At 56.6% G+C, this 23,976-nt stretch carries 20 protein-coding genes and 1 tRNA gene; 7 read left to right on the top strand and 14 right to left on the bottom strand.

Features of this window, described 5'->3' with window-relative positions; genetic code table 11:
- Positions 1 to 91: 91 nt before the first annotated feature.
- On the top strand, positions 92 to 1,054 hold the full coding sequence (locus tag C4J91_RS10015) for an ArdC family protein (protein ID WP_124362160.1): 963 nt from the start codon (positions 92 to 94) through the stop codon (positions 1,052 to 1,054).
- A gap of 133 nt (positions 1,055 to 1,187) precedes the next feature.
- Here the strand turns inward: C4J91_RS10015 and C4J91_RS10010 are convergent, their stop codons facing one another.
- Positions 1,188 to 1,382, bottom strand: coding sequence for a hypothetical protein (locus tag C4J91_RS10010; protein WP_025214500.1), 195 nt, complete (start codon positions 1,380 to 1,382; stop codon positions 1,188 to 1,190).
- A gap of 240 nt (positions 1,383 to 1,622) precedes the next feature.
- Here C4J91_RS10010 and mobH point away from each other — a divergent pair, with 240 nt between their 5' ends.
- The 4 genes from mobH to C4J91_RS09990 all read left to right on the top strand — a co-directional run bounded on the left by mobH (position 1,623) and on the right by C4J91_RS09990 (position 6,348).
- Complete coding sequence (gene mobH, locus C4J91_RS10005) at positions 1,623 to 3,350, top strand: MobH family relaxase (RefSeq protein ID WP_124365131.1); 1,728 nt, start codon at positions 1,623 to 1,625, stop codon at positions 3,348 to 3,350.
- Positions 3,351 to 3,573: 223 nt separating this feature from the next.
- Positions 3,574 to 4,551, top strand: coding sequence for a hypothetical protein (locus C4J91_RS10000; RefSeq protein ID WP_124362159.1), 978 nt, complete (start codon positions 3,574 to 3,576; stop codon positions 4,549 to 4,551).
- A complete protein-coding gene (locus C4J91_RS09995; RefSeq protein WP_124362158.1) occupies positions 4,544 to 5,680 on the top strand; it encodes a hypothetical protein in 1,137 nt (378 codons plus the stop codon). The genes C4J91_RS10000 and C4J91_RS09995 overlap by 8 nt, the downstream gene beginning before the upstream one ends.
- Complete coding sequence (locus C4J91_RS09990; protein WP_124362157.1) at positions 5,677 to 6,348, top strand: hypothetical protein; 672 nt, start codon at positions 5,677 to 5,679, stop codon at positions 6,346 to 6,348. The genes C4J91_RS09995 and C4J91_RS09990 overlap by 4 nt, the downstream gene beginning before the upstream one ends.
- Positions 6,349 to 6,430: 82 nt before the next feature.
- Here C4J91_RS09990 and C4J91_RS09985 read toward each other — a convergent pair whose 3' ends face one another.
- From C4J91_RS09985 to C4J91_RS09950, 8 genes are all read right to left on the bottom strand, one after another.
- Positions 6,431 to 8,266 (bottom strand): integrase arm-type DNA-binding domain-containing protein, encoded by a 1,836-nt coding sequence (locus C4J91_RS09985; RefSeq protein WP_124362156.1) that lies wholly within the window; start codon positions 8,264 to 8,266, stop codon positions 6,431 to 6,433.
- A 235-nt stretch (positions 8,267 to 8,501) separates the two neighbouring features.
- A tRNA-Gly gene (locus tag C4J91_RS09980) sits at positions 8,502 to 8,577 on the bottom strand.
- A gap of 59 nt (positions 8,578 to 8,636) precedes the next feature.
- On the bottom strand, positions 8,637 to 9,197 hold the full coding sequence (gene pgsA / locus C4J91_RS09975; RefSeq protein WP_034119069.1) for a CDP-diacylglycerol--glycerol-3-phosphate 3-phosphatidyltransferase: 561 nt from the start codon (positions 9,195 to 9,197) through the stop codon (positions 8,637 to 8,639).
- A 32-nt stretch (positions 9,198 to 9,229) separates the two neighbouring features.
- Positions 9,230 to 11,053 carry an excinuclease ABC subunit UvrC gene (uvrC, locus tag C4J91_RS09970; RefSeq protein ID WP_124362155.1) on the bottom strand — a complete coding sequence of 608 codons (1,824 nt, stop codon included), beginning with the start codon at positions 11,051 to 11,053 and terminating at the stop codon, positions 9,230 to 9,232.
- A 1-nt stretch (position 11,054) separates the two neighbouring features.
- A complete protein-coding gene (gene uvrY / locus C4J91_RS09965; protein ID WP_017530522.1) occupies positions 11,055 to 11,696 on the bottom strand; it encodes a UvrY/SirA/GacA family response regulator transcription factor in 642 nt (213 codons plus the stop codon).
- A 151-nt stretch (positions 11,697 to 11,847) separates the two neighbouring features.
- Positions 11,848 to 12,213, bottom strand: a complete 366-nt coding sequence (locus C4J91_RS09960) for a helix-turn-helix domain-containing protein (protein WP_124362154.1) — start codon at positions 12,211 to 12,213, stop codon at positions 11,848 to 11,850.
- A gap of 141 nt (positions 12,214 to 12,354) precedes the next feature.
- Positions 12,355 to 12,792, bottom strand: a complete 438-nt coding sequence (locus C4J91_RS09955; RefSeq protein ID WP_124362153.1) for a GNAT family N-acetyltransferase — start codon at positions 12,790 to 12,792, stop codon at positions 12,355 to 12,357.
- Entirely contained in the window at positions 12,793 to 13,542 is a 750-nt protein-coding gene (locus C4J91_RS09950) for a carbon-nitrogen hydrolase family protein (RefSeq protein ID WP_124362152.1), read from the bottom strand.
- Positions 13,543 to 13,683: 141 nt separating this feature from the next.
- Here C4J91_RS09950 and C4J91_RS27750 point away from each other — a divergent pair, with 141 nt between their 5' ends.
- Both C4J91_RS27750 and C4J91_RS09945 read left to right on the top strand, forming a co-directional pair.
- Complete coding sequence (locus tag C4J91_RS27750) at positions 13,684 to 13,818, top strand: hypothetical protein (RefSeq protein WP_256658946.1); 135 nt, start codon at positions 13,684 to 13,686, stop codon at positions 13,816 to 13,818.
- Between the two features lie 340 nt (positions 13,819 to 14,158).
- Positions 14,159 to 15,238 carry a 3-deoxy-7-phosphoheptulonate synthase gene (locus C4J91_RS09945; RefSeq protein ID WP_124362151.1) on the top strand — a complete coding sequence of 360 codons (1,080 nt, stop codon included), beginning with the start codon at positions 14,159 to 14,161 and terminating at the stop codon, positions 15,236 to 15,238.
- 42 nt (positions 15,239 to 15,280) lie between these two features.
- On the opposite strand, the gene C4J91_RS09940 is transcribed toward C4J91_RS09945, so the two are convergent.
- The 5 genes from C4J91_RS09940 to mgtA form a co-directional block, all read right to left on the bottom strand.
- Positions 15,281 to 15,703 (bottom strand): chemotaxis protein CheY, encoded by a 423-nt coding sequence (locus C4J91_RS09940; RefSeq protein ID WP_124362150.1) that lies wholly within the window; start codon positions 15,701 to 15,703, stop codon positions 15,281 to 15,283.
- A 133-nt stretch (positions 15,704 to 15,836) separates the two neighbouring features.
- Entirely contained in the window at positions 15,837 to 19,451 is a 3,615-nt protein-coding gene (locus C4J91_RS09935; protein WP_124362149.1) for a transporter substrate-binding domain-containing protein, read from the bottom strand.
- Between the two features lie 6 nt (positions 19,452 to 19,457).
- Positions 19,458 to 20,084 carry a response regulator transcription factor gene (locus C4J91_RS09930; RefSeq protein WP_124362148.1) on the bottom strand — a complete coding sequence of 209 codons (627 nt, stop codon included), beginning with the start codon at positions 20,082 to 20,084 and terminating at the stop codon, positions 19,458 to 19,460.
- A gap of 303 nt (positions 20,085 to 20,387) precedes the next feature.
- Entirely contained in the window at positions 20,388 to 21,104 is a 717-nt protein-coding gene (locus C4J91_RS09925; RefSeq protein ID WP_124362147.1) for an MgtC/SapB family protein, read from the bottom strand.
- 28 nt (positions 21,105 to 21,132) lie between these two features.
- Positions 21,133 to 23,838, bottom strand: a complete 2,706-nt coding sequence (gene mgtA / locus C4J91_RS09920; RefSeq protein ID WP_124362146.1) for a magnesium-translocating P-type ATPase — start codon at positions 23,836 to 23,838, stop codon at positions 21,133 to 21,135.
- Positions 23,839 to 23,976 lie beyond the last annotated feature (138 nt).

Genomic DNA, 23,976 nt, shown 5'->3' with positions numbered 1-23,976 from the left:
GGCGCAGTACTGCACCAATCCAACCAACACCCATCGGGGGACCCTCCCCGACGGGCAAGGCGTTCCTCCGTTTTCTCTCGAGGAAAATGTCATGCGTAATATCTACCAAGACGTGACAGATAAGATCGTTACCGCGTTAGACCAAGGCGTAGCCCCCTGGATCAAACCCTGGTCCCCCAGTGGCTCAGCCGACGTCAGTCATCACCAACCCTACCCTATCAACGCCATCACACAGCGCGCCTATTCGGGCATCAATTTACCGTTGCTCTGGACCGAGGCCAGACTGCAAGGGTTCACTCAAGATCGTTGGCTGACCTTCAACCAAGCCAAAAAAGCCGGCGGGCACATCCGTAAGGGTGAGCACAGTACCCTGGCAGTGCTCTACAAGCCGATGGAGCGCGAGGAACAGACCGAATCAGGCCAACCGGTGCTTGACGAAAATGGTCAGCCCAAGGTCGCTCACTTTGGTATTCTCAGGACGCATTTTCTGTTCAACATCGAACAAACTGAGGGCCTCGAAACGCACGACGAAGCCTTGCTCGAGACGGCACCTAGCGATCCCTTCTTCCCCAACAGCGCTGCGGAAGATCTGTTGTTAAGTTCGGGTGCAAACATCATTCATCGAACTGCCGACGAAGCTTTTTACCATCCGATAAGGGATCTCATCCAACTGCCAACAAAAGCGCAGTTTCACGACCAAGGTGGATACTACGCCACCGTGCTTCACGAGCTGACGCACTGGACCGGACACCACTCCCGGTTGCAGCGTGAAGGCGTGATCTCACCTTGCCCATTCGGCTCGCCAGGCTATGCATTTGAAGAGTTGATCGCCGAAATGGGCGCCGCTTTTTTATGTGCCTACGCCGGTATACGGGGAGAGATTCGGCACGAGGGCTATATCGACTCCTGGCTCGGCCTGCTCAAGGCTGACAACCGCGCGATTTTCCGCGCCAGTGGCCAGGTCCGATGCGCTTCGGAGTATGTGCTCAACCTGGAGCAGCAACGGAAGCAGGCGGTAATGGATGACTCGCGATGCATCAACGATGGAGCTTGATCGTCACCTCACCGCTGCAAACGCTTCATAGGGTCCAACACGAGTTGGACCCTTTTTCTATGCCCAGAAAAGTCCCCATACCGCTGGGCGCTGCCCCGAAGAACATGAGGAACTCCATAACCGCAGAACGCCGTTACGTATCCAGGTTCTCCGCCAGATAATCCACCAGCTCGAGTGGGCTTCGGCTGTCGATCACCTTGTAGATCAGATCACGTTTGCTGCGTGGTAGCTTCTTGACCACGCTCTTCGCCGAGGCCCTGACGGCTTCGTCTGTTCCATGGATACGTGCCGCGAGCAGCAGCACGAGCGTGGCGTCAGTGAGGTTCATGGGCATACCCAATAAAATTCGCACCGCAGTGTACCGACACTTTCCTTTTTCGCGCCAGCACGCGCATCCAATAAAACGGCACCAGGACAAATCGATATTCCGATTGCCGCACAAACGGAAACGGGCCAAAAGGATAGGCAAGGGTTGGAAGGGGAATGGGGAGTCAAGGGTAAGAGCCCTATCCGAAAAGGCTAAAAGGCTAAAAGGCCACTGACTCTGCCAGTTCCCGGGAGAACCATGATGCTCAGTCTGTTTCGGCACAAAAGGCAAAAACCTCCTCCGCCACCAACCGTAAACGTCGCCGATGGGTATCTGGCCATCGAATCGTCCCAGAGCTTGTTAGCCGCCGAGCATCGCCGCCAGTTGCTTGATCGCATTTGGCAGTACACCGCCCTCTCCCATCCGCAATTCAGCCAACTCTATTTAAATCCGATCCATCGATACGCTGAGCTGGTCCAGCAGCTTCCAGCCAGCGAGACGCACCACCATGCTTATCTTGGCGGCATGCTAGACCATGGGTTGGAACTGGTCGCTTGTAGTTTGAAATTGCGTCAGTCGTATCTGCTTCCCACCGGCGCCGCACCTGAAGACCAAGCCGCCCAGACTGACGCTTGGTCCGCTGGCATCGCCTATGGCGCGTTGCTCCATGACATCGGCAAGATTGCCGTGGACCTGTTTGTCGAACGCCAGGATGGCCGTGTTTGGCATCCTTGGCAGGGTTCCCTGGATCAGCCGTATCGTTTCCGCTATCTCAAGGGGCGCGACTACCACTTGCACGGCGCGGCCGCAGGCTTGCTCTACAACCAGATTATCGACCGGCCAATTCTCGATTGGCTCAGTGGATTTCCGCCTCTGTGGGCCAATCTGCTGTATGTCCTGGCGGGCCAGTACGAACGTGCCGGCGTGCTCGGTGAGTTGGTGATGCAGGCCGACCGCGTTTCCACCGCACAGAACATCGGTGGTAACCCGAGCAAGGCGCTGCAAGCACCGATTCATTCGCTGCAACATCACTTGATCAGCGGATTGCGTCATCTGGTTCAGCACGAACTGAAACTCAACCAGCCAGGTGCCGCGGGATGGCTGACCCAGGACGCGCTCTGGCTCGTCAACAAGACGGTCACGGACAAGCTGCGAGCCTATCTACTGTCGCAATCGATTGAGGGCATTCCCTCGTCCAACCTCGCAGTGTTCGATGAGCTGCAGTCGCACGGATTGGTTGAGTCCACGCCGGAAGGAAAAGCCATCTGGACCGCGCTTGTGGCACAGGGAAATTGGCAGCAGCATTTCACCTTTCTGCGCCTTCAACCGGCACTGATTTGGGGGAACGAAGACCGGCCTGAGACTTTCAGCGGAACAGTGAGCGTGGTAACCGATGACCATCCGTCTGACGCTTCGGCATCACCTCCAGCGCCTAAGACTGTCAGTAATGGATCGCGTCAAAGCTCTTCGCTGACAAATCCCATGGCGATGGAAGACGCTGACTCTCTCGGCACGCTGTTGGATATGTTCGAGCTGGAAGAGCCTGAGGTCAGCGACGAATCGTCAGCACACATTCTCGAAATCTCAAATCCCTCGTCGGATGACCCTGGCCAGGCATTCCTGAATTGGGTCAAAGAAGGCATCCGGAGTCACAGGCTGATCATCAATGACAGCAAGGCCAAAATCCACACGGTGGGTGGGAACGTATTTCTGGTCACCCCTGGTCTCTTTCAACGCTATACGCAGGAGTTCCCCGGCATCTCTCTGGGCGCCTGCCAAGAGATCGAAGAATGGCGTTGGGTGCAGAAGCAGTTTGAGAAACTGAGGGTTCATAGAAAGCGTGGCAACGGTATGAATATCTGGGTATGTACGGTGAGGGGGCCACGAAAAACCTCGAAAATACAAGGATATATCTTACAAAGCCCCGACTACCTATTCGAGAAACTACCAGAGGATAACCCGTTCCTAGAAATAACCGGCAGTACCTAAATGTAGAGATTTCGACAACGTCACCATAAAAATTGGCGCCCTCCAGACTCCTCCCGATAGGCCTCCAGTGCCTCCTCCTGAACCGTCGTGCGGCACACTCCTGAAACTTCATAGGCGTGCGCCTCCGGACTTGCCTAGAGCTTTAGAATCGACTTAACTACGATGGACGCAATAGCAATGAGACAGTACAGTGATATTTTAAAATCAATAATCAAGGAATGACATGGCTGAGACAGCTAATATTGCAAAAATGGCGGAAATACTCTCGAAAGGTATATTCGGAGAGTTTTTATGGAACAGAGTTGGCCCGCACGATAGGAACTGGACTTGCGAAGAACCTGAAAAACATAGCGTTTCGACCCACCCAACCGATATTGTTTTTTGGTACGAAGAGCCGTATTCACAAGCTCGAACCTATATCAACTGCGACCTAAAAAGCTACAAGAAAGAAACAATTACGACTGAAAAAGTTAAAGTGGCCGTAAAGAGTTTGGCCAACAGCTTGGAGTGTGCAGAAAAAAGCCAACCGTGGCAATCTGAATACACTCACGAACATGTCGCAAAAAATATCTGCGGATTGCTTTTTATTTACAACCATGATGGGAAGTTCGATGCGGATTTCTCCAAAAGAATTGAAAATATAAAAAGCGAAGAGCTCAACATCCCCAAAGGTTCTAAGCTCGTCGTACTAAGCCCTGCGGATATATTCTGGCTTAACAATGTCAAGGATGAAATACTTAGAATGCGAGGCAGTGAAGACTTACCATCTCGCAATCAATGCAAATTTTTCTACCCTCATCTATCAAACAAAAAAAACGTTAAGCTTGAAAAGGCCCCAGCTGCCACACTTGAAATGCTTACCTCTTCTTGGATCATCATGCAGTACTCTATGGTTCCCGACGCTCCCAAAAATGATTTTGTAATCTTTTATAGGAAACGAGGCTTTGAACAAGCCGAGTTTTTATACCTGATCGACTGCCTTATGCATTATCAGGTTCTAGTCAGCGGAAACAAAGTGACAATAAAAATTCTTGACCCCCATCAATCAGCAAACGCTAAATTCAAGCTAGCTGTCGACGAATATGCGGAACGTTGCGGCGGTGGAGAAATCGGAAAAATATTGAACAGCATAGAATTCTCCCAAATGACGACTACCACCCAAACATTTTCAGAGGTCGAAATAGGTATGCGTGATGACTGATAAAAAAAATCCACTCTATTATTGTGCTACTGATAAAGAAATTTTTGACGTTCTAAAATCAGCCAAGCAACGATTAACTGAACACGTTCTTTTAGAGCTCGCAAAAGACAAAGGGATTTTCTACTCTGCAAATGAAGATAGAGATGATCTTGCAGAAAAAATCTCACTTCTCCCGCATGATTATTACGACCTGAATGTTTTGCTCTCTAGGCGTGAGCAAAACAATAGAAGTGACAAAATCAAGAGTGAAACGCTTAATGGAAGTCTGACTATTGAAGAGATCAAGGAAATTGCCAAGGAGTTCCAAGAGAGTCCTGAGGAGGATGAGAAAGTAAAGATAGTTCAAGACGGAAACAAGATCACCGTAAAGATAGAATATTCCGACTTGAACTACGCCAAAAGCAGACTGATGCAACGCATCAAAAAAGAAGCCGACATTGAGTTTGAGGTTAATTCAAAAAATACAATCTTGAGATTCCCAGCAAACAGCAAAGGAGAATCTATAGCAAAAAAACTAACAAACAGGATAGAAGAAAAAAAGAAAAAAATCATTCCTATCTTAAAAATTGAGCTAATTGACATTTCGGGACATCTCGCAAAAACTGAATTTTTCACACGACTTATCACATCACTACCCGGATTTAGACTTAGCAATGTTACCAATATAAAAGTTGAGTCCAGCCACACAAAGAACAATCTGCCTAGCGATGACGAGGAGGAAGCGGACATTAGTGATGAAGCCCGGGATGAGATGTTAGGCGTAGTAAAAAACGCAGCACTACGTGGAGAAAGCCTTCTCAGCTCTAAACAATACCAAGATCTCAAAAACGGAGGATTCTACATAGCCTCTATCGTATGGAGGTCCGATAAAACTTCAGGAAAAAGAGAGCGAGTAGAATTTTTTGCTGGATTTGAGAAACCTGAAACTGGGGAAGGTTTTAAATTCAGTATCAAAGGGTATTACAACTTTAGCAGCCTTGAATACACAAAAAGCATTAGATCATTCAAAGACGATGAAAAACGAGAGTATATTGCACTAATTGAGCAGACAGCTCAAATTGTGATCCATAACTTAAAGACAGAGCAAACCTCGTACACCAATGGCAGCCAAAAGGAAGACGAGCAATGACCAGAATAAAATGGTACAAGTTTTCCTCTAGTTTAGACGCCGAAACTTTGAACTCAAAAATCAACAAGAGAAAGTTCAATCAATATTCTTCCGATGGTTTTCAAATCTCAAGTTTTCGTAAGGATAGAATCGAGGCAAGATATATCGAAAGAATTGAATATGACGAATCCCAAAAAGATCCATTTGGCGAAACCATAACCACCCGCAGAATCGTATATAGGGACACACAGTTTAAGATATTTTTTAGCAGTAACACTTTGGAAATCATCAATCCAGGAAGAAACTTAAACACATTTATAATGAAACTTGGCGAAGCTAGTGGTTTTAATTTTTCCATCGAACCCATCTCTTTGGACATTAGAAAACTCACTTATACCAATAATTTCTTAGCTTCGAATTTCCAAAACACCTCAATAAGTATCTCGCAGATAGACCTTGGCGAGGGTACCTCTGCAAAAATCACTGCAACTGGCGGATTGAACATCAAAGAAACGGTTGAGCAGTTGATCGCCGGAAGAGCCTACTACATATCGGCATTGACATTTAAATCAACCACTCGGGATTTTGTTGCGAGCTTTGTTATAACAAGAGATGGAGGGCTCAAAACCGCAGGAAAAGATTCCAACCGGCTTATAGAGTTTCTAAAATCTGAAATTTTTATTATTTGACAAGCGCTCTAATAGCAAGAGCGCTCATCACTCAAGCACGCGACGCAGTCCTTGTCACCGCGTTGATATAGCACCACAGTTTTTAGCTTAAGCATTGGACCACTTTTCTTGTAGTTTGATTGAAATTTTCGGGAGTAAGAGCATCAATAGGTGAAAAGCCTTTTAGTCGCTCATGGGGCTCACAGAGCATCCGATAAAGCGTCCAAGCATTTACATCTGGAAACCGCTCAAGCAATACGAGTACCAACTTATGCCGCAACGGATCAAGCTGCCAATCCGGAATGCGCTGACCGCGATTCCCCAGGCTCAGGGACAGCAGACGGCGAGCCTTGATATCACGGTTGATCTGATCTCGGGATTTGCCAGCCAATTTCGCGAAAACCAGTAACGGCAAATTACTAGCGGCCTCATAAATGGCAAGCATCTCGGCGCGTTCGCGCTGGATGTCAGACACGTGAGATTTATGCGGCGTTTCAGTCGGGGCCGAAAGAGGTACGACAGGCGGCTGGTGCGACACAATCAGAGCTGGTTCGTTGCTAACCGAAGCCTTGGGCGCCGAGACGGTTGTCATCGGAAAGGCGCCGTTGAATTGAATGGAATTCGTTTTCACGTTTTCCAGCGACGGCAGCGAAGCGGCCCCCTCCAATCGGATGGTAAGCGGAGAGCTTGCCGCTTTCAGCTGGCCCTGCCCCCAAAGATCGAGACGATTCGCCCAGTCCTGCATCATCGTCCGGCGTTGCTCGACATACTCCGCGTGATTGTAGGCCGCACTCACCTTGTCTGGATCGGCATGAGAAAGCTGGGCATCCACCCACACCTTCGGGTATCCGATCTCGTTCAGCGCCGTCGAGATCGTCGCTCTCATGCCATGACCGGTGAGTTGATCGGCGTACCCCATCCGGCGTAACGCGCCATTCAGCGTGTTCTCACTGATACGCTTGCTCAGATCGCTTCGATGCGCAAACAAGTAGCGTTGTGCGGGGACAACCTGTTCCAGCAAGTGACGCACAATCTCCAGAGCCTGAACCGACAACGGCACGATATAAGGCGGTACACTTTGGGTCTGCTTACCTGGCTTTCGCATGGCTAGCTGGAGCTGTTTCACCACCTCCGCGGGTATCACCCACAACCGTTTCTCCAGATCGAACTGGTCGGGTGTTGCCAACCGCAATTCGCCCGTGCGGACACCGGTCAGCAGCAACAACCGAAGGCCAAGCCGAGTTTGGTTGGCGCCACCGTAGTTTCGAAGAGCAGCCATCAATGCCGGGAGCTCGTCCATACGAAGAAATGGATTATGCGTAACCGGAGGTTTGGGGAGTGCAACCACATCAAGGTCTGAAGCTGGGTTGTGTTCCAGCCCCTCGATCTTCACCAGCGCATAGCGGAACAATTGGTTGAACCAGGTCCGGCATTTTTCGGCGGTCGTTAAGGCTTTGCGCTGTTCGATCCTGCTCAGCAAATCCAGCAAATCATGACGACTGATATCGTAGATAGACCGCACACCGAGCGTGGGCAGAACGTCCTTATTGAAGATTCGCAGGATTTGCGAGAGCGTACTCTGGCGCCCTTCCTTCAGGCTCAGCCTACGGAACTCCACCCACTGATTGAACACAGCCTCAAAGGTGTGCTCTGCCGCAAAACGAACAGCACGACGCTGCTGCTTACGGTGCTCATAGGGATTGATGCCTTGGGCGACCAAGGCTCGCGCCTCGTCACGTCGGACGCGGGCTTCTTTGAGGCTGATTTGCGGATAGCTACCCAGAGACATGCGCTTCTGCACGCCCGCCCAGTAGTATCTGAAACGCCAGATTTTTCCGCCGCGAGCCGTCACGTTGAGCGCAAGCCCATCCGTGTCGCCTATCGTGTAGTCATTGCCGGTGATTCGGGCTTGCCGAACGGTAGTATCCGAGAGTGCCATAGCGAGCTCCTGAACAGAGTCAGGGCCAGATGCTCGTCTCGCTATCCAAGCTGCTCCAGCAAAAAACCGATTCAGTGCACATCCAAATCCAAGATCCTCATTCGGGACTTAAATCGGGACTTAAAAGCACTGGATGGAGCTGGATTTCAGTGGTTCCCGCTGGAACGAAAAAAGGGCCTAAAGGCCCTGATTTCAATCACTTACAGAATTCAGTGGAACTCTGCAGCGCAATATTTGGAGCGGGAAACGAGACTCGAACTCGCGACCCCGACCTTGGCAAGGTCGTGCTCTACCAACTGAGCTATTCCCGCTTGGTGATGCGCATTCTATAGAATCCCCAGCACCCGTCAACCCCTTGATTCAAAAAAGTTTATTTCTTTTCAACGGTGGTGCGCAGGTGGGGCCAGGCGGCGCGCAGGTATTGCAGCATGGACCACAGCGTCAGGCCTGCAGCGATGAGCAACAAGGCGTAGCCGGTGAGGACCCAGAACGAGAAGTCCGACGGATTGGCCAGCAGGATGACCAGCGCGAGCATTTGCGCGGCTGTTTTCCATTTGCCCATGTTCGATACGGCGACGTGGGCGCGGGCGCCGATTTCGGCCATCCATTCGCGCAGGGCCGAGACAACGATCTCGCGACCGATGATCACGGCAGCCGGCAGGGTCAGCCACAAGTTGCCATGTTCCTGCACCAAGAGCACCAGGGCCACGGCGACCATGAGTTTGTCGGCCACCGGGTCAAGGAACGCGCCAAACGGGGTGCTTTGCTCCAGGCGGCGCGCCAGGTAGCCGTCGAGCCAGTCGGTGGCGGCGGCAAAGGCGAATACCGAACTGGAGGCGACATAGCTCCATTCATACGGCAAATAGAACAGCAGGATAAAAATCGGGATAAGCAGGACGCGTAGAACGGTGATCAGATTAGGGATATTCATCGGCACAACTGGCTACGAGGTGAGAAGGCATTCTATTCGCTGTGCAGATTGGCATAAATCAATTCAGCGAGCTTTTTACTGATACCGGGTGCTTTGGCTATTTCGTCAATGCTGGCACGGGAGAGCTCCTGCAAGCCACCAAAATGTTTAAGCAAGTCGCGACGCCGCGTCGGGCCGACCCCTGCCACCCCTTCCAGGGTTGAGGTTCGGCGGGTTTTGCCGCGTCGTGCACGGTGGCCGGTAATGGCGAAGCGGTGGGCTTCGTCACGAATCTGTTGGATCAGGTGCAGCGCCGGAGAGTCGCCCTTCAAAGTGAACTCATGCGCGGCATCATTCAAGTACAACGTCTCGAAACCGGCCTTGCGCGTGGCGCCCTTGGCCACCCCGAGCAGGATCAGGTCGGGCACGGCGAGTTCATTGAGGACGTCGCGGGCCATGGACAACTGGCCCTTGCCGCCGTCCACCAAGAGGATATCGGGCAACTTGCCCTCGCCTTCCTTCAACTTGCTGAAGCGCCGCGTGAGGGCCTGGTGCATGGCGGCGTAGTCATCGCCGGCGGTAACGCCTTCGATGTTGTAACGCCGGTAGTCGGCCTTGATCGGGCCTTCAGGGCCGAACACTACGCAGGAGGCTACGGTGGCTTCGCCGCTGGAGTGGCTGATGTCGTAGCACTCCAGGCGCTGGGGCGGCTCGTCCAGGTTGAGCACTTCGGCCAGGGCTTCGAAGCGTGCGGCGACGTGCTGTCGATTGGCCAGGCGCGCGCCCAGGGCCTGTTCGGCGTTGGTCACGGCCAGCTGCTGCCAGCGGGCACGGGTGCCGCGAACGCGGTGGCTGATGTCCAGCTCGCGACCGCGCAGTTCATGGATCGCCTCGATCAGGGTCGGGAAATCCTCGTGGACCACGTTGACGATCAGCTCCGACGGCAAGTCGCGCTCAGGGCTACTCACATAATATTGGCCGAGGAACGCGGCCATCACCTCGGAGACGTCTTCATCGATCCCGGTTTGCGGGAAGAAGTTCTTGCTGCCCAGCACACGTCCGCCACGCACGCTGATCAGGTGCACACAGGCGCCGCCCGGGTTGACGAACGCCGCGATCACGTCGACGTCGCCGGTGCCGCCTTCCATGCTCTGCTGGTCCTGGACGCGGCGCAGCAGCGATATCTGGTCGCGCAGCTCGGCAGCCTTCTCGAAATCCAGGGTGCTGGCCGCCTGCTCCATGGCCCCGGACAGTTCATCGGTCAGCGCGTTGCTGCGCCCCTCGAGGAACATCACCGAGTGACGCACATCCTCGGCGTACTCCGCCGGCTCCACCAGGCCCACACAGGGCGCCTTGCAGCGCTTGATCTGGTACTGCAGGCACGGGCGCGTACGGTTCTTGTAGAAGCTGTCTTCACACTGGCGCACAAAAAACGTCTTCTGCAGCAGGCTCAAGCTCTCGCGAATGGCGCCGGCGCTGGGGTAAGGCCCGAAATACTTGCCCTTCTGCTTCTTCGCACCCCGGTGGATGCTCAGGCGCGGGAAGGCACCATCCGACAAAAACACGTAGGGGTAGGATTTATCGTCACGCAGCAGGATGTTATACGGCGGCCGCCATTCCTTGATCAGCGTCTGCTCAAGCAGCAGCGCTTCAGTTTCATTGGCGGTAATGGTGGTTTCGACTTGGGCGATACGCGCAACCAGGGCGGCGGTTTTCGGCGCGAGACCGGTCTTGCGAAAATAGCTCGCCAGACGGTTTTTCAGGTTCTTGGCCTTGCCTACGTAGAGCAGGCGCGCCTCGCTGTCGAACATACGGTACACGCCGGGGCGGCCGCTGCAGGTCGAGAGAAAGGCACTTGGATCAAACGGTGTGGTCATGTCAGGCGCTAGCGTCCACCATGCCGTGGCGCACCGCGAGCAGGGTCAATTCAACATCACTGCTGATGGCGAGTTTCTCGAAGATGCGATAGCGGTAGGTGTTGACGGTCTTGGGCGAGAGGCACAGCTTATCGGAGATCGACTGCACCTTCTGGCAACCGACGATCATCAAGGCGATCTGGATTTCCCTCTCAGACAGCGCGTCAAACGGCGAGTCGCTGGTGGGCTGAAAGGATTTGATGGCCAGCTGCTGGGCAATCTGCGGGCTGATGTAGCGCTGGCCGGCAAATACCAGGCGAATGGCTTGCACCATTTCCGCCAGGCCGGCGCCTTTGGTGAGGTAACCCGCGGCTCCCGCCTGCAGCAGACGCGTAGGAAATGGGTCCTCTTCGCACACCGTTACTACCACAACCTTGATATCCGGATGGCTGCGCAATAATTTGGTAGTGGCGCCCAGACCGCCGATTCCCGGCATCTTGACGTCCATCAACACCACATCGGGTTTCAATTCCCGGGCCTTGATCAGAGATTCCTCCCCCGACTCGGCCTGGCCGACTACTTGCAGGCCGTCGATGTCAGCCAGCATTCGTGTAATGCCTGTACGAACGAGATCATGGTCATCGACTACTAGCACCCTAATCAAGCAGACACCTCGCGATATGGTCTTATAGGTTGCTGAACACCTTAGCAAAAAACCAGGGCGCAGACCTAGCTGCAAGCGTCATATATGTGGAGTTTGAGCGCTCGGCACGCCTCTATCGAGCGGCGAACGGCCGGATTTGCTGGGCAAAAGGTCAGGAATCCTGCGGCGCAGGCTTGGTTTTTCCATGGCGAGAAAGGGAATGCTCGGCCAGGGTCGACGTCAGGCGGCGGATTGCCTCTTGGTCTTCCTTGAACAATGCCCGGTAATCAACCAGCACTTTTTCTTCAAGCTGGCTCAGATTTTCCAGTGGAGTCGGCGTCGCGGTCCCGGTCAACACGTACAGCACATCCACGCCTCTGCCGGCCACGCGAGACAAGTAGTCGGCCTTGGGCGCGCGCCCACCGCTTTCATATTTGCCCTGGGCGTTGGCTTCCACGCCTCCGATTTCACCAAACACCTTTTGCGACAGGCCAAGTCGCTCTCTTTCTTGCCTTAAACGCGAACCGATTCCACTCATCTGGATGCATGATCCTATTTGGCACACCGCAAGAGGTGACAGGCTCATCACTTCGTTAAACAAATTAAACGATTTTTTGAACTATGCCCGCAATGCGTACCCCTGCACAAGGCCAGGCTGAAACATCAAGGAACGGCACCGTCAACAGGATGTTGAGCGACAAACGCGTTCCATCCGCCAGAATCCGGCCTCTTCACCGACAACGCTGAACCCCGTGCGCTGATAAAGCCTTTTGGCCGGGTTGGTCTTGAACACGGTTAAACGCAACAGGCCCGGCAATTGGGCCTTGAGCGCCATCTGCTCCAGCACCCAAGTGCCCGCACCGAGCCCGCAATAGGCCTCGAGCATATGCAGTTCGCGGATATAGAGCGCGTGGCTATCACGGCTCAGGCTGATAAACCCGACAACGCAGTCATCCGCGTAAATCAGCCAGTTTTCTCGAGCAGCCCAGGCCCTATCAAAGCCATCGTCGGACCACAGTAACTGGTTTTTCACGTAATAACGGTCCATCGCCCGGTGAGTCAGGGATCGTGCAAATGGCAGGTCGTGGTCCGTCGCAGCGCGCAGGTAGAAAGGCATTTACACAGCCACCACGTGCCCAACCCAGCGCTCGCCATCGCGACGGGCAATTGCCAGCGCTTCGCCGACGCCAGGCACCGCCGCCAGCAATCGACCATCGTCCGCCCATATCGCACTGCGGCCGGCACAAGCCCAGCCGCCCGACGGGCCACCATGGTTAGCCATCAACACCAGAAGACGATGCTCGGCCGCATACCCCTGGAGCAGCGCGCTGTCCGTGGCGTAGCCGCTCTCGCTGATCAATACGCCTGCGGCATAGACCGTGGCGCCCGCCAGCGCTGCCTGGCGCGGATGACTGGCGTGGGAAAAGTCAGCGCACACAGCCAGCGCAATACGATCCTTCCCCCACTCAAGCGCCGCACCGCCCTGCCCGGCCGCAAACGCGAGTTCTTCGCCCGGATGCAGATGCTGTTTGGTGTAGACCGCCACCGAGCCATCAACCCCCAGGACCAAGGCGCCAATCAGTACATCCGACCCTGGCGCCAGGCGGATCGGCATACCTACCACCGCCGTCAACTGCAGCTCCTGGGCCATCTCGCGTAATGGCGCCAGCAGTGGGTCTTCAGGCGCAATGGCCAGCTTGGCTGCCAGCGCGGGCTCATAGCCGGTCAGCGACAGCTCTGGAAACACCAGCAATTGCACGCCCTGTGCAGCTGCAGCCTGCATGAACTCGAGATGTCGCGCGATGTTGGCTGCTACGTCGCCTGCGATGGAAAGGGTTTGCGCCGCAGCAAGGGTCAAGGCAGTCATGGTTGCGTCCTGGCAATCTTAAGTGCGTTCAGCATATCGACACTCCCCCCATAGCCGTAAGTCCCCCCATGCGATAGAAATTACTGATTGAATCCACCTGCGCCGCTCTAGTAAGCTCCCCGCATCATTTGGAGACATGCCATGTTGCAACTCACCCACATTCAGGTTTGCCCCGCTGCCAGCGCATCGCGCTCGGTGTCGGCTACCCGTGTGAACGGTTCGAGCGCACTGGTCAGCTTTTATTTTGGGTATTGGTTTAGCCGCTGGCGCGCCTGATACCTGAAATCGGCGCCCACTACTCAAGGGGTCGCCTGCCAGAGAAATCTAACCCCCGGTCGGCTCCCCGACCGGGGGTTTTGTTTTTTCAGGCCCTGATAATTTTTTTGATCAGCACACTTAAATAAAGGAATCACGCCATGAACACCATCACCTATTACCGCCACGACACTTGCGCTGCATGGCGATTTAGCCAGCCCCGTTCGGGACAGCCTGCCGCCTCCGACCGGTCACCTCTTGGTGGCAAGCCAACACACGTAGCCGATACGGCCAATTGTCGAACACCCCAGTAGGCCAAGCGCGCGGGAATTGCCCGCCGCTTGCCCAGGAAATCTAGAATATGAACGTCTCTGTCGCCGCTTTGCCCGTCTCCACCCTGAACAGCGCCAATGAAGCCCTGACCCAGCGCCTGCCCAGCGCCCTTGAGCTCAAGTATCAACTGCCCCTCAGCCCGTTCCTCAATGAACAGGTACACGCCCACCGCCAAGCCGTGCGCGCCATCCTCAATGGGCATGATCCACGCTTGCTGGTGATTGTTGGCCCGTGCTCGATACACGACCCGCAGTCGGCCTTGGAATACGCGCGTAACCTGAAGAAGCTCGCGCTTGAAGTCAGCGACCAGATGCAGCTGGTCATTCGCGCCTACGTCGAAAAACCGCGCACGACCGTTGGCTGGAAAGGCCTGGCTTACGATCCGCACCTCGATGGCAGCGACGACATGGCCGCAGGCCTTGCGCTGTCTCGGGAACTGATGCGCGAAATGCTGCGCCTGGGCCTGCCGGTCGCCACCGAGCTGTTGCAACCCATGGCCGCCGGCTACTTCGATGACCTGCTCAGTTGGGTCGCGATTGGTGCGCGCACCACCGAATCGCAGATCCACCGCGAAATGGCCAGCGGCCTGGGCATGCCCGTTGGCTTCAAAAACGGCACCGACGGCGGCGTCGCGATTGCCTGTGACGCGATGCGCTCGGCCTCGCACCCGCACCGCCACTTCGGCGTCGACAGCCAGGGCCATCCGGCGACCATCCAGACGTCTGGCAACCCCGACACCCACCTGGTGCTGCGCGGCGGTCACCGCGGGCCAAACTACGATGCGCAGAGCGTGTCCCAAATCAAACATGACCTGGCCAAATCCAACGTTGCGGCACGCATCATGGTCGATTGCAGCCACGCCAACAGCGGCAAAGACCCGTTGCGCCAGCCGGCGGTGTTCAGCGAGGTGCTGGAGCAACGCTTGCAAGGCGATACGTCGCTGATCGGCATGATGCTCGAAAGCCACCTGTTCGAAGGTTGCCAGCCTCTGAGCCCGTCAATGAAATACGGCGTGTCGGTAACCGATGACTGCCTGGGTTGGGCGGGCACCGAGCAGTTGCTGCGCAGTGCCGCCGAGCGCCTTCGTGAACACAGCCATACCCAATGATTGCCGTCATCGGGCACAAGCCACTTGGGCAGTTACGTGGGCCTAGACGCCGACCACCGGTCCGCGGGACAGCGCCCTTAGCCACGGCAAAACCCGCAAGCCGGTCATGGCCTCGGGGGGGTCGATGATGTCCATGAAATGTTCGAGATTGACGTTATCCGGTACGCCCGGCAGGCGTACCGCTACCGTCGGCATTGCGCCGACGGGACCACCCAGGTCAAGGTCGTCGTAGATCAATACATGACGTGCCTGAGGGTGGGGCCCACGCGCATGAGCCGCCAGCCCCGCATTGATGATCAGCACATCGAAGGGTTCGGCCGGAATGGCGGTGAGAATCTGGACTTCTTCGAAGGTTTGCACCGGCACGATCCGGTAATACCCCAACTGGTTAAGCATCTTTTCGATGTAGAGCCGCTGCAAGTGCAGATCATCGGCAATCAGGATGGTCAGTGCTTTGTTCGGCATGGCAAGCCCCTGGGCAGGCAGCGCTCGTCAGTGAGCGTGGCCCATTTTCCAGACAAATCCCGACGACAAAATCAGGCATGTTCCCCCAGCACGTAGGACTTCTCCCAAAAGCTCCGAATGGTTGTTATCGGGATCAAGGCTGATTGCAATGGAGACTCAACCCCTCATGCAAAGCGATCATCGCCTGCGCCACCTCATCGATCGCCACCCCCAGCGCGTTGCGGTCCTGGCTTTCACAGGCTGCCTCCAGTGCTTCACAGCGAGCGATCAACACCTTTGCCTTGACCATGCGGGCACCGCCCTTCGCGCGATGGGCGAGGTCGTGCAGCCTGGCGAAGTCCGCCTTGCGCTGCAGCGTCGGCAATAGCGCCCGGTCCGCCTCGAGGCTGTCGAGCAAGGGGGTCAACAATTCGGTAAGCGCGTGATGGTCCTCGCCTGTCAACGCGATCAAGGTGCTCAAATCAAACGCTGCCGCTTCTGGGCTCAGGGCGTAAGTGGAGCGCGACGCCAACGCCACGCGCAAATCGTCAAGCCCGGTGGGTTTGAACAGGCACCCATCCATACCGGCTTGCCGACAGCGCTCGGCCTCTTCGGGTTGTGCGTTGGCGGTAAACCCCAGCAGCAGGCACGGCGCCAGGCCTCGTTCACGCTCCAATACGCGGATGTCCTGTGCCAACTGGTAGCCATTCTTGAACGGCATGTTGCAATCGGTGATGACGCCATCGAACTGCCCGGCACGCCATTGCTCGAGCCCCTGAATCCCATCCTCGGCCGTGGTGATACGGTGGCCCAGGAAACTCAACTGCCGAGCCAGCAGCAAGCGGTTGGCCGGGTAGTCGTCCACCACCAGGATACTCAGGGCATCGGGCGGCTCTGCCGGAGGGTTTGCCGACGCCCCCTCCTGCGCCAATACAGCGGTCATGACCAAGGCCAACGTTACATCTACCCGCGAGCCCTGCCCCAGCACACTGCTCAAGTGCAGTCGCCCCCCCATCATTTCGCACAGGTTGCGGCTGATCACCAACCCCAGGCCGGAGCCGCTACGTGCCGACTGTTCGCCATTGCTGCCCTGGATAAAGGGGCTGAACAGGCGCAGCTGGTCGTGGGCGCTGATGCCAATTCCGGTGTCTTGCACCCAGAATTTCAGCTCCAGATGCTCCCCTTCGAACGCCGCATGAGCACCGAGCCTGACCTCGCCCTCGTGGGTAAACTTTATGGCATTGCTCAACAAATTCGACACCACCTGCTTGAAACGCAGTGGGTCAATCAGGACCACGCGGTCGATCAACGGATCAAGTTCAACCTGCAGCGCCAGCCCCTTGGCCCGCGCCAGACCTTCGAACACCCGCGCCACCGAGGTCAGTAACTCGTGCAGGTTGGCCGGTTCCAGGGCCAACGACAGATGACCGGACTCGATCCGAGCGATGTCGAGAATATCGCCGATCAACTCCAGCATGCCACGCGAAGCCTCCGACGCCACTTCCAGGGCATCCCGGTCGGCCACGCCCCGCTCGGCATTCTTCAGGGCCAGCTCGATCATGCCGATCACCGCGTTCATCGGCGTACGGATCTCGTGACTCATGGTCGCCAGGAAGGTGGTCTTGGCCCGGTTGGCGGCGTCAGCCTCGTCCTTGGCTTCTTGCAGCTGACCCAACAACTGTTGGCGCTCGCTGACGTCCACCCAACCGGCAATCATGCCCACCACTTTCTCGTCACCGTCGCGATAGGGCAGCATCCACTGGTAGATGGTCAGGGCATCGCCGTTGGGCAATTTGAGTATTCGATCATGAATCTGCGGCTCGCCTTCTGCCATCAGGCGCAGGTAATCCTGATGAAACGACTGAGCCTGGGGCAGGTTGTCGGCGTCGGTTTCGACCACGGTTTTACCAATCACGTCTTCGAGCTTATAACCGAATACGTCCAGGTAAGCGTTATTGCAGGCCATCAATCGCCCCTGCCGGTCACGCACATAAATTGGGTGCGGCGTGCCGTCGATCAACACGCTCATGAAGCGCATCTGGTCGCTCAAGGCCCGTTCGGCCTGGACGCGCTTGCGAATCAGGCTGCGCAGGTAGATGGCCCAGCTCAATGTGATGATCAGCAGTAACGCGGCCAGCCCGAACCCCTGGATGATCATGTTGCGGTGCCTGAGCCAATAACTGTCTTCGATGATCACCTCGCTGCGCCATTGAGAGATCATCTCATCCATTTCCTGCGGGGTGATGCTCAGCAGCGCTTTGTCGAGGATCGAATAAAGCTCCAACTGACTGCGGTTGACCCCGAACGTGATTCGCGCAGGCTCGGAGCCGACCGTACTGGTGATTCGCAGCCGGTCGCGGTAATACCGGGCGATCATATAGCGCGCACTGATCAAGGCGTTGACCGTCCCCTCCGCTTCGCCATTCGCCACCATCGCCATCGCCTGCTCCGCGCTCTCGACATCGATAAACACGATGCCGGGAAAGTCCCGTGAGATCGTATCGCGCAGCCCATTGCCGCTGATCATCGCCAGGCGTTTACCTATCATATCTTCCAAGGTGACCGGGCTGTGTTGATCACCTCGGGTGATCAGCACCAAGGCGTTGGTCAGGTAGGGACGGGTAAACCGCACCTTTTCGGCGCATTCAACACTGGGGGTCACGACCGCCATCATATCCGCCGCGCCCACGTTGACCTGGTCGATCTGACGCGGTATCGAGTTGCCCCGCACCACGTCGAACTTCAAACCGGTGCGCAGGCTGATGCGCGCCAGCACCTCGGCACTCAGTCCCTCGAACTGCCCCTGGTCGTCGATGACCGACAGCGGCAGCAGTTTGTCGAGTACCGCGACCTTGACCCGTGGATGCTTGAGGAGCCAACGTTGTTCGCTGGCACTCAGGTGCAAACGACCGGCGCCGACAATCCCGAGGTTGCCGCCGCTCCAGCGGCGCAATATTTCCATCTGCTCACCGGCGGGAATTGCCTCCAGCGCAGCATTGATGATCGGCGGCAGCCGCGTATTCCGCTGGGTGAACGCAAAGGCAAACGGGTTGACTTCAAGGGTTGAAAAATCCGCCATGCGTACAACATTGAGCTGGTTTCGGTGGATCAGGTAATTGGTGCTGATAGCATCGCCCAGATACACATCGGCGCGGCCGAACGCCACGGCGCCCATGGCCTCGAAGGCCGAAGAAAACAACTCTACCTGGGCATGGGGGTAAAACGCCCGCACCACTTCAGGTTGCAGATAGTGATAGAGCATCGCCACGCGCTTGCCCGCCAAGTCCTCGGTCAGCGCCTGGCTATCGCTGGTGCGGGTCACCAGAGTGGGTTGGTCATTGGCGTAGGAACGGGACAGGACCAGTTGCGGGTCGGCCGCTTCATAGCCATTGGCCGAGCCGAGGAAGTCCACATCACCCCGCTTGAGGGCTTCAATCACTTCATCTCGAGTTTCGTAACACCGGACCTCAATGGGAATATTCAGGGCCTGGCTGATCAGCGCTGCAAAGTCGGCGGTGATGCCTTCGAGTTCTTCACGGTTATTGGTCAGGTCAAACGGGGCGTAATCAGGAGCGGACACCCCCATCAGCAATGTGCGCCGTTCGCGCAACCAGCTCCAGTCAGCCTCTTGCAGCGTGACGGTCGGAGGGGTGATACGGGAGTGGCCCAATAGCCGCAAGACATTGGGCTCATCAAGCGCCATCGCGACCATGGGCAACAGGCTCAACCAGAGGATCGTGGCGAACCGCTTGAACGCGATGGCGGTCATTTCAAATCAGATCAGATGATTGCGCTGGGCAAATTTGGACAGATGCACCACTGAGGACATACGTAATTTCTCCTTGAGGCGAGTCTTGTAGGTGCTGATCGTCTTGTGGCTCAACAGCATGTCTTCGGCAATTTCCTTGTTGCCCAGCCCCAGGGCCAGTTTCTGCAACACAGTCAGTTCACGGTCCGACAAGCATTCGATCATCTGCCGTTCTGTTTCTTGCAGATCGTCACGGCGTACCGAGCTGGTCGGCAGGCTGGGGAAACAGCTGTAGCCGGACTGGATCGCTCTGATGGCCTTTTGCAGTTCGTCCAGCTCGCCGGTCTTGGCCACGAACCCCATGGCTCCGGCCCGCATGCAACGGGTGGAAAAGAATACGGCCAGGTAAGAGGTCAGCACCAGGATCCTGCACGGCAGGCCCAGGGACTTGATCCGACAGATAACTTCCAACCCACCCAGCTTGGGCATCGCCAGGTCGAGGATGATCAGTTCGGGACGTTGCTCCCGCGCCAATTGCATTGCATCTGCACCGTCACCCGCCTGATAAATGTCATCGAATCCTTCCAACTTCAGCAAATGCTTGACCGTCGCACGTATAAACGGATGGTCATCCACGATTAATGCCTTGCTCATACACACCCCTTGGCGGTCAACGTACCCTTACAGATCAAATGGGACCTCGTCACCTGTGAGAAATGACAGTTCCGACCAACGGTACTGCAAACTCTCAGGACGATAACCACTCACAGCCAGGCCCCTCGCATTGAAACATCACGAGCAATAACGGCTGGAAGAGAACGAGCGTCCAGCCGTAAGTGCCCAACCTTAACAATGCAATGACGTTTTGATTGAAGGGATATTCCTGACTATCTGTAGGATTTTTCCTCCACAAAAAAGCTTAGCCGACGTTGCTCGACGGGGTTGCGCACAGGCAGGTCAGTCGGTGGTACTTGGGCTCCAGAACGCCTGCACCACCAGGCTGGAGGTGGAAATACGCGCCACCAACGCATCCAGCTCGTCACCGTCGACCGACGTCGCGGCCAGGGTGGCCTCGATTTCAACTTCTTCGCTGCCGAACGGCCTTACGTCGACATCACTGGCCGGGTAGTTGCATCGCGCCAGCTCGGCTTCCAGCAGCACCATGACCGCCTGTTGCTGGCTGCGCCGCGCGATGACATAGAGGATGTTGGTGACCTCGGCTGAGACCACGTCCAAAGGCTGGCGGTTGATGTTGTTGACGATCGGCCGCAGCAACGTATTGGCGGCCAGTACGAACAGCGTCCCCAGCAACGCCTCGAGGATCAGGTCGGCCCCCGCACAGGCTCCCACTGCGGCCGACGCCCAGAGGGTGGCGGCTGTGTTGAGCCCGCGCACATTGCCCTCTTCACGCATGATCACCCCGGCCCCCAGGAAGCCGATGCCCGACACCACATACGCGACCACGCGCACCGCGCCTTCCGCACCGCCCAGGCGATTGGCCATGTCGACAAAGATCGCTGCGCCGACCGCCACCAGCACATTGGTGCGCAAGCCTGCGGTGCGTTGGCGGTACTGGCGCTCGAAGCCGATCAAGCCGCCGAGGAGGAACGCCGCCGTGAGGCTGACGACGGTATCCACCAGAGAGTCGAGGTTGATGTTGTTGATTGCCTGCATAAAAAAACCTCCATGACTGCTGCGGCAACTACTGCCAGCCAAACTTGCGGATGTAGTAGCCCTTCACTGCCTGGGTCAGTGCCATGTATGCCAGCAAGATCAAGGGCAGGAACACGAAGTACAGCGACGGCAGCGCCTGCAATTTGAAGTAATGCGCCAGTGGCCCCATCGGCAGGAAGATCCCGACCGCCATGATCACGCCCGTCATCACCATCAACGGCATCGCCGCACGGCTTTGCAGGAACGGGATTTTCGGGGTGCGGATCATGTGCACGATCAACGTCTGGGTGAGCAGCCCCACCACGAACCAGCCCGACTGGAACAGGGTCTGGTGGTCCGGCGTGTTGGCATCGAACACGTACCACATGAGTGCGAACGTGGTGATGTCAAAGATCGAGCTGATCGGCCCGAAGAACAGCATGAAGCGGCCCACATCTCCCGGCTGCCAGCGTTGCGGCTTGGCGAGCATCTCCTCGTCGACGTTGTCGAACGGAATCGCGATCTGCGAGATGTCATACAGCAGGTTCTGCACCAGCAGGTGCATCGGCAGCATTGGCAGAAACGGGATAAACGCGCTCGCCACCAGCACCGAGAACACGTTGCCGAAGTTGGAGCTGGCGGTCATCTTGATGTACTTGAGCATGTTGGCGAAGGTGCGGCGGCCTTCCAGCACGCCCTCCTCCAGGATCATCAGGCTCTTTTCCAGCAGGATGATGTCGGCGGCTTCCTTGGCGATGTCTACCGCGCTGTCCACCGAAATGCCGATATCGGCCGTACGCAGTGCCGGTGCATCGTTGATGCCGTCCCCCATGAACCCGACCACATGCCCGTTGGCCTTGAGCAGGCGCACGATGCGCTCCTTGTGGCTGGGCGTGAGCTTGGCGAACACATTGGTGGTTTCCACGGCCTGGGCGAGCTCGGCGTCGGTCATGTCCTCGATGTCGTTGCCCATCAGCAGCCCTTGCTGCTCCAGGCCGACTTCACGGCAGATTTTTGCGGTGACCCGTTCGTTGTCGCCCGTCAGCACTTTGACCGCTACGCCATGGGCCTTCAGGGCCTTGAGCGCAGGCGCGGTGCTTTCCTTGGGTGGGTCGAGGAAGGCCACATAGCCGATCAGGGTCAGGTTGTTTTCATCCGCCAGGCTGTAGGTGTCGCGACCTGGCGCCATCGGTTGCGCGGCCACGGCCACCACACGCAGGCCCTCATCATTGAACGCTGCGGTCACCTGGCGAATGCGTGCCAACAGCTCGTCCGTCAACGCCTCGTTGACCTCGCCGTGGCGCACGGTGCTGCACACCGCCAAAATCTCCTCCACCGCGCCTTTGCAGATCAGCAGATGCGGCTGGTCCTGCTCCGCCACCACTACCGACATGCGACGCCGATTGAAGTCGAATGGAATCTCATCGACCTTCTGGAACGCGGTACCGACCTTTAAGTCACGATGGATTTCGACGTGCTCAAGCACGGCCACATCCAGCAGGTTTTTCAGGCCGGTCTGGTAGTAGCTGTTGAGGTAGGCCATTTCCAGTACATCCTCGGATTCCTGGCCCCACACATCCACATGGCGCGCCAGGAAAATCCTGTCCTGGGTCAGCGTGCCGGTCTTGTCGGTGCACAACACATCCATGGCGCCGAAATTCTGGATCGCGTCGAGGCGCTTGACGATGACCTTCTTGCGCGACAGGAACACCGCGCCCTTGGCCAACGTCGAGGTGACGATCATCGGCAGCATTTCCGGGGTAAGGCCCACGGCAATCGACAGCGCGAACAGCAAGGCTTCAGTCCAGTCACCCTTGGTGAACCCGTTGATGAACAACACCAGCGGGGCCATCACGAACATGAAACGGATCAGCAGCCAGCTGACCTTGTTGACCCCCTGCTGGAACGAGGTGGTGGCACGGTCGGTCGCCGTGACGCGTTGCGCCAGGGCACCGAAGTAAGTGTGGTTGCCGGTGGCGAGAATCACCGCCGTGGCGGCGCCGGACACCACGTTGGTGCCCATGAACAGGATGTTTTCCAAGTCCAGCGGGTTGCGAACCTGGGCATCCTGTTGCTGGACGAACTTCTCCACCGGCATCGATTCACCGGTCATCGCCGCCTGACTGACAAACAGGTCCTTGGCACTGAGTACGCGGCAATCAGCGGGAATCATGTCCCCGGCCGACAACACGATCAGATCGCCCGGTACCAGTTGCTTGATCGGCAGTTCGAGGCGCTTGGCCGCATCCCGGCGCAACACTGTGGCCGTGTTGCTGACCATGGCCTTCAAGGCGTCGGCGGCCTTGTTCGACTTGGCCTCCTGCCAGAAGCGCAACAGGGTCGACAGCACCACCATGGAGAAAATCACCAAAGCGGCCTTCATGTCGTCGGTCAGCCAGGAGATCACCGCCAGCAACGTCAGCAGCAGGTTGAACGGGTTTTTATAGCAGTGCCACACGTGCACCCACCAAGGCAGCGGCTGCTCGTGCTCGACTTCATTGAGCCCGTATTGCCCGCGCAACGCGTCGGCCTCTTGGGCGTTCAAACCCTCGGCGTGGCTGCCCAGCATGCCCAGCAACTGCACGGCACTGCCGTTGGCTGCGGCCACCAGGGTTTGCGCAAGGCTAGGCGGTACTTCGCGGCTGACACTGGCGTCGGTCACGGTCTCCAGCATCGTCAGGCGCCGAAAATGCCGGGCGATATGCCGGGTCCGCAGAAAACCGGCGAAGAACTCTTTGAGCAGCGTGAGGTTCATGGTGTTACTCCTGCGCGATGAAAAACCCTCGTGCAGGTACCGCCCATCCGCACCGCGCCTGCCGAACAGGCGCAGCCGAACCTGGCCCGCCCACCGTAAAAGGCAGGCGCGTCCGTAGCCTCCCGAGGCAACTCGGGT

Source organism: Pseudomonas sp. R3-52-08 (assembly GCF_003851745.1).
Taxonomy (GTDB): domain Bacteria; phylum Pseudomonadota; class Gammaproteobacteria; order Pseudomonadales; family Pseudomonadaceae; genus Aquipseudomonas.
The sequence above is the reverse complement of the archived record's forward strand: the minus strand, read 5'-3'. Positions and strand labels throughout refer to the sequence as shown.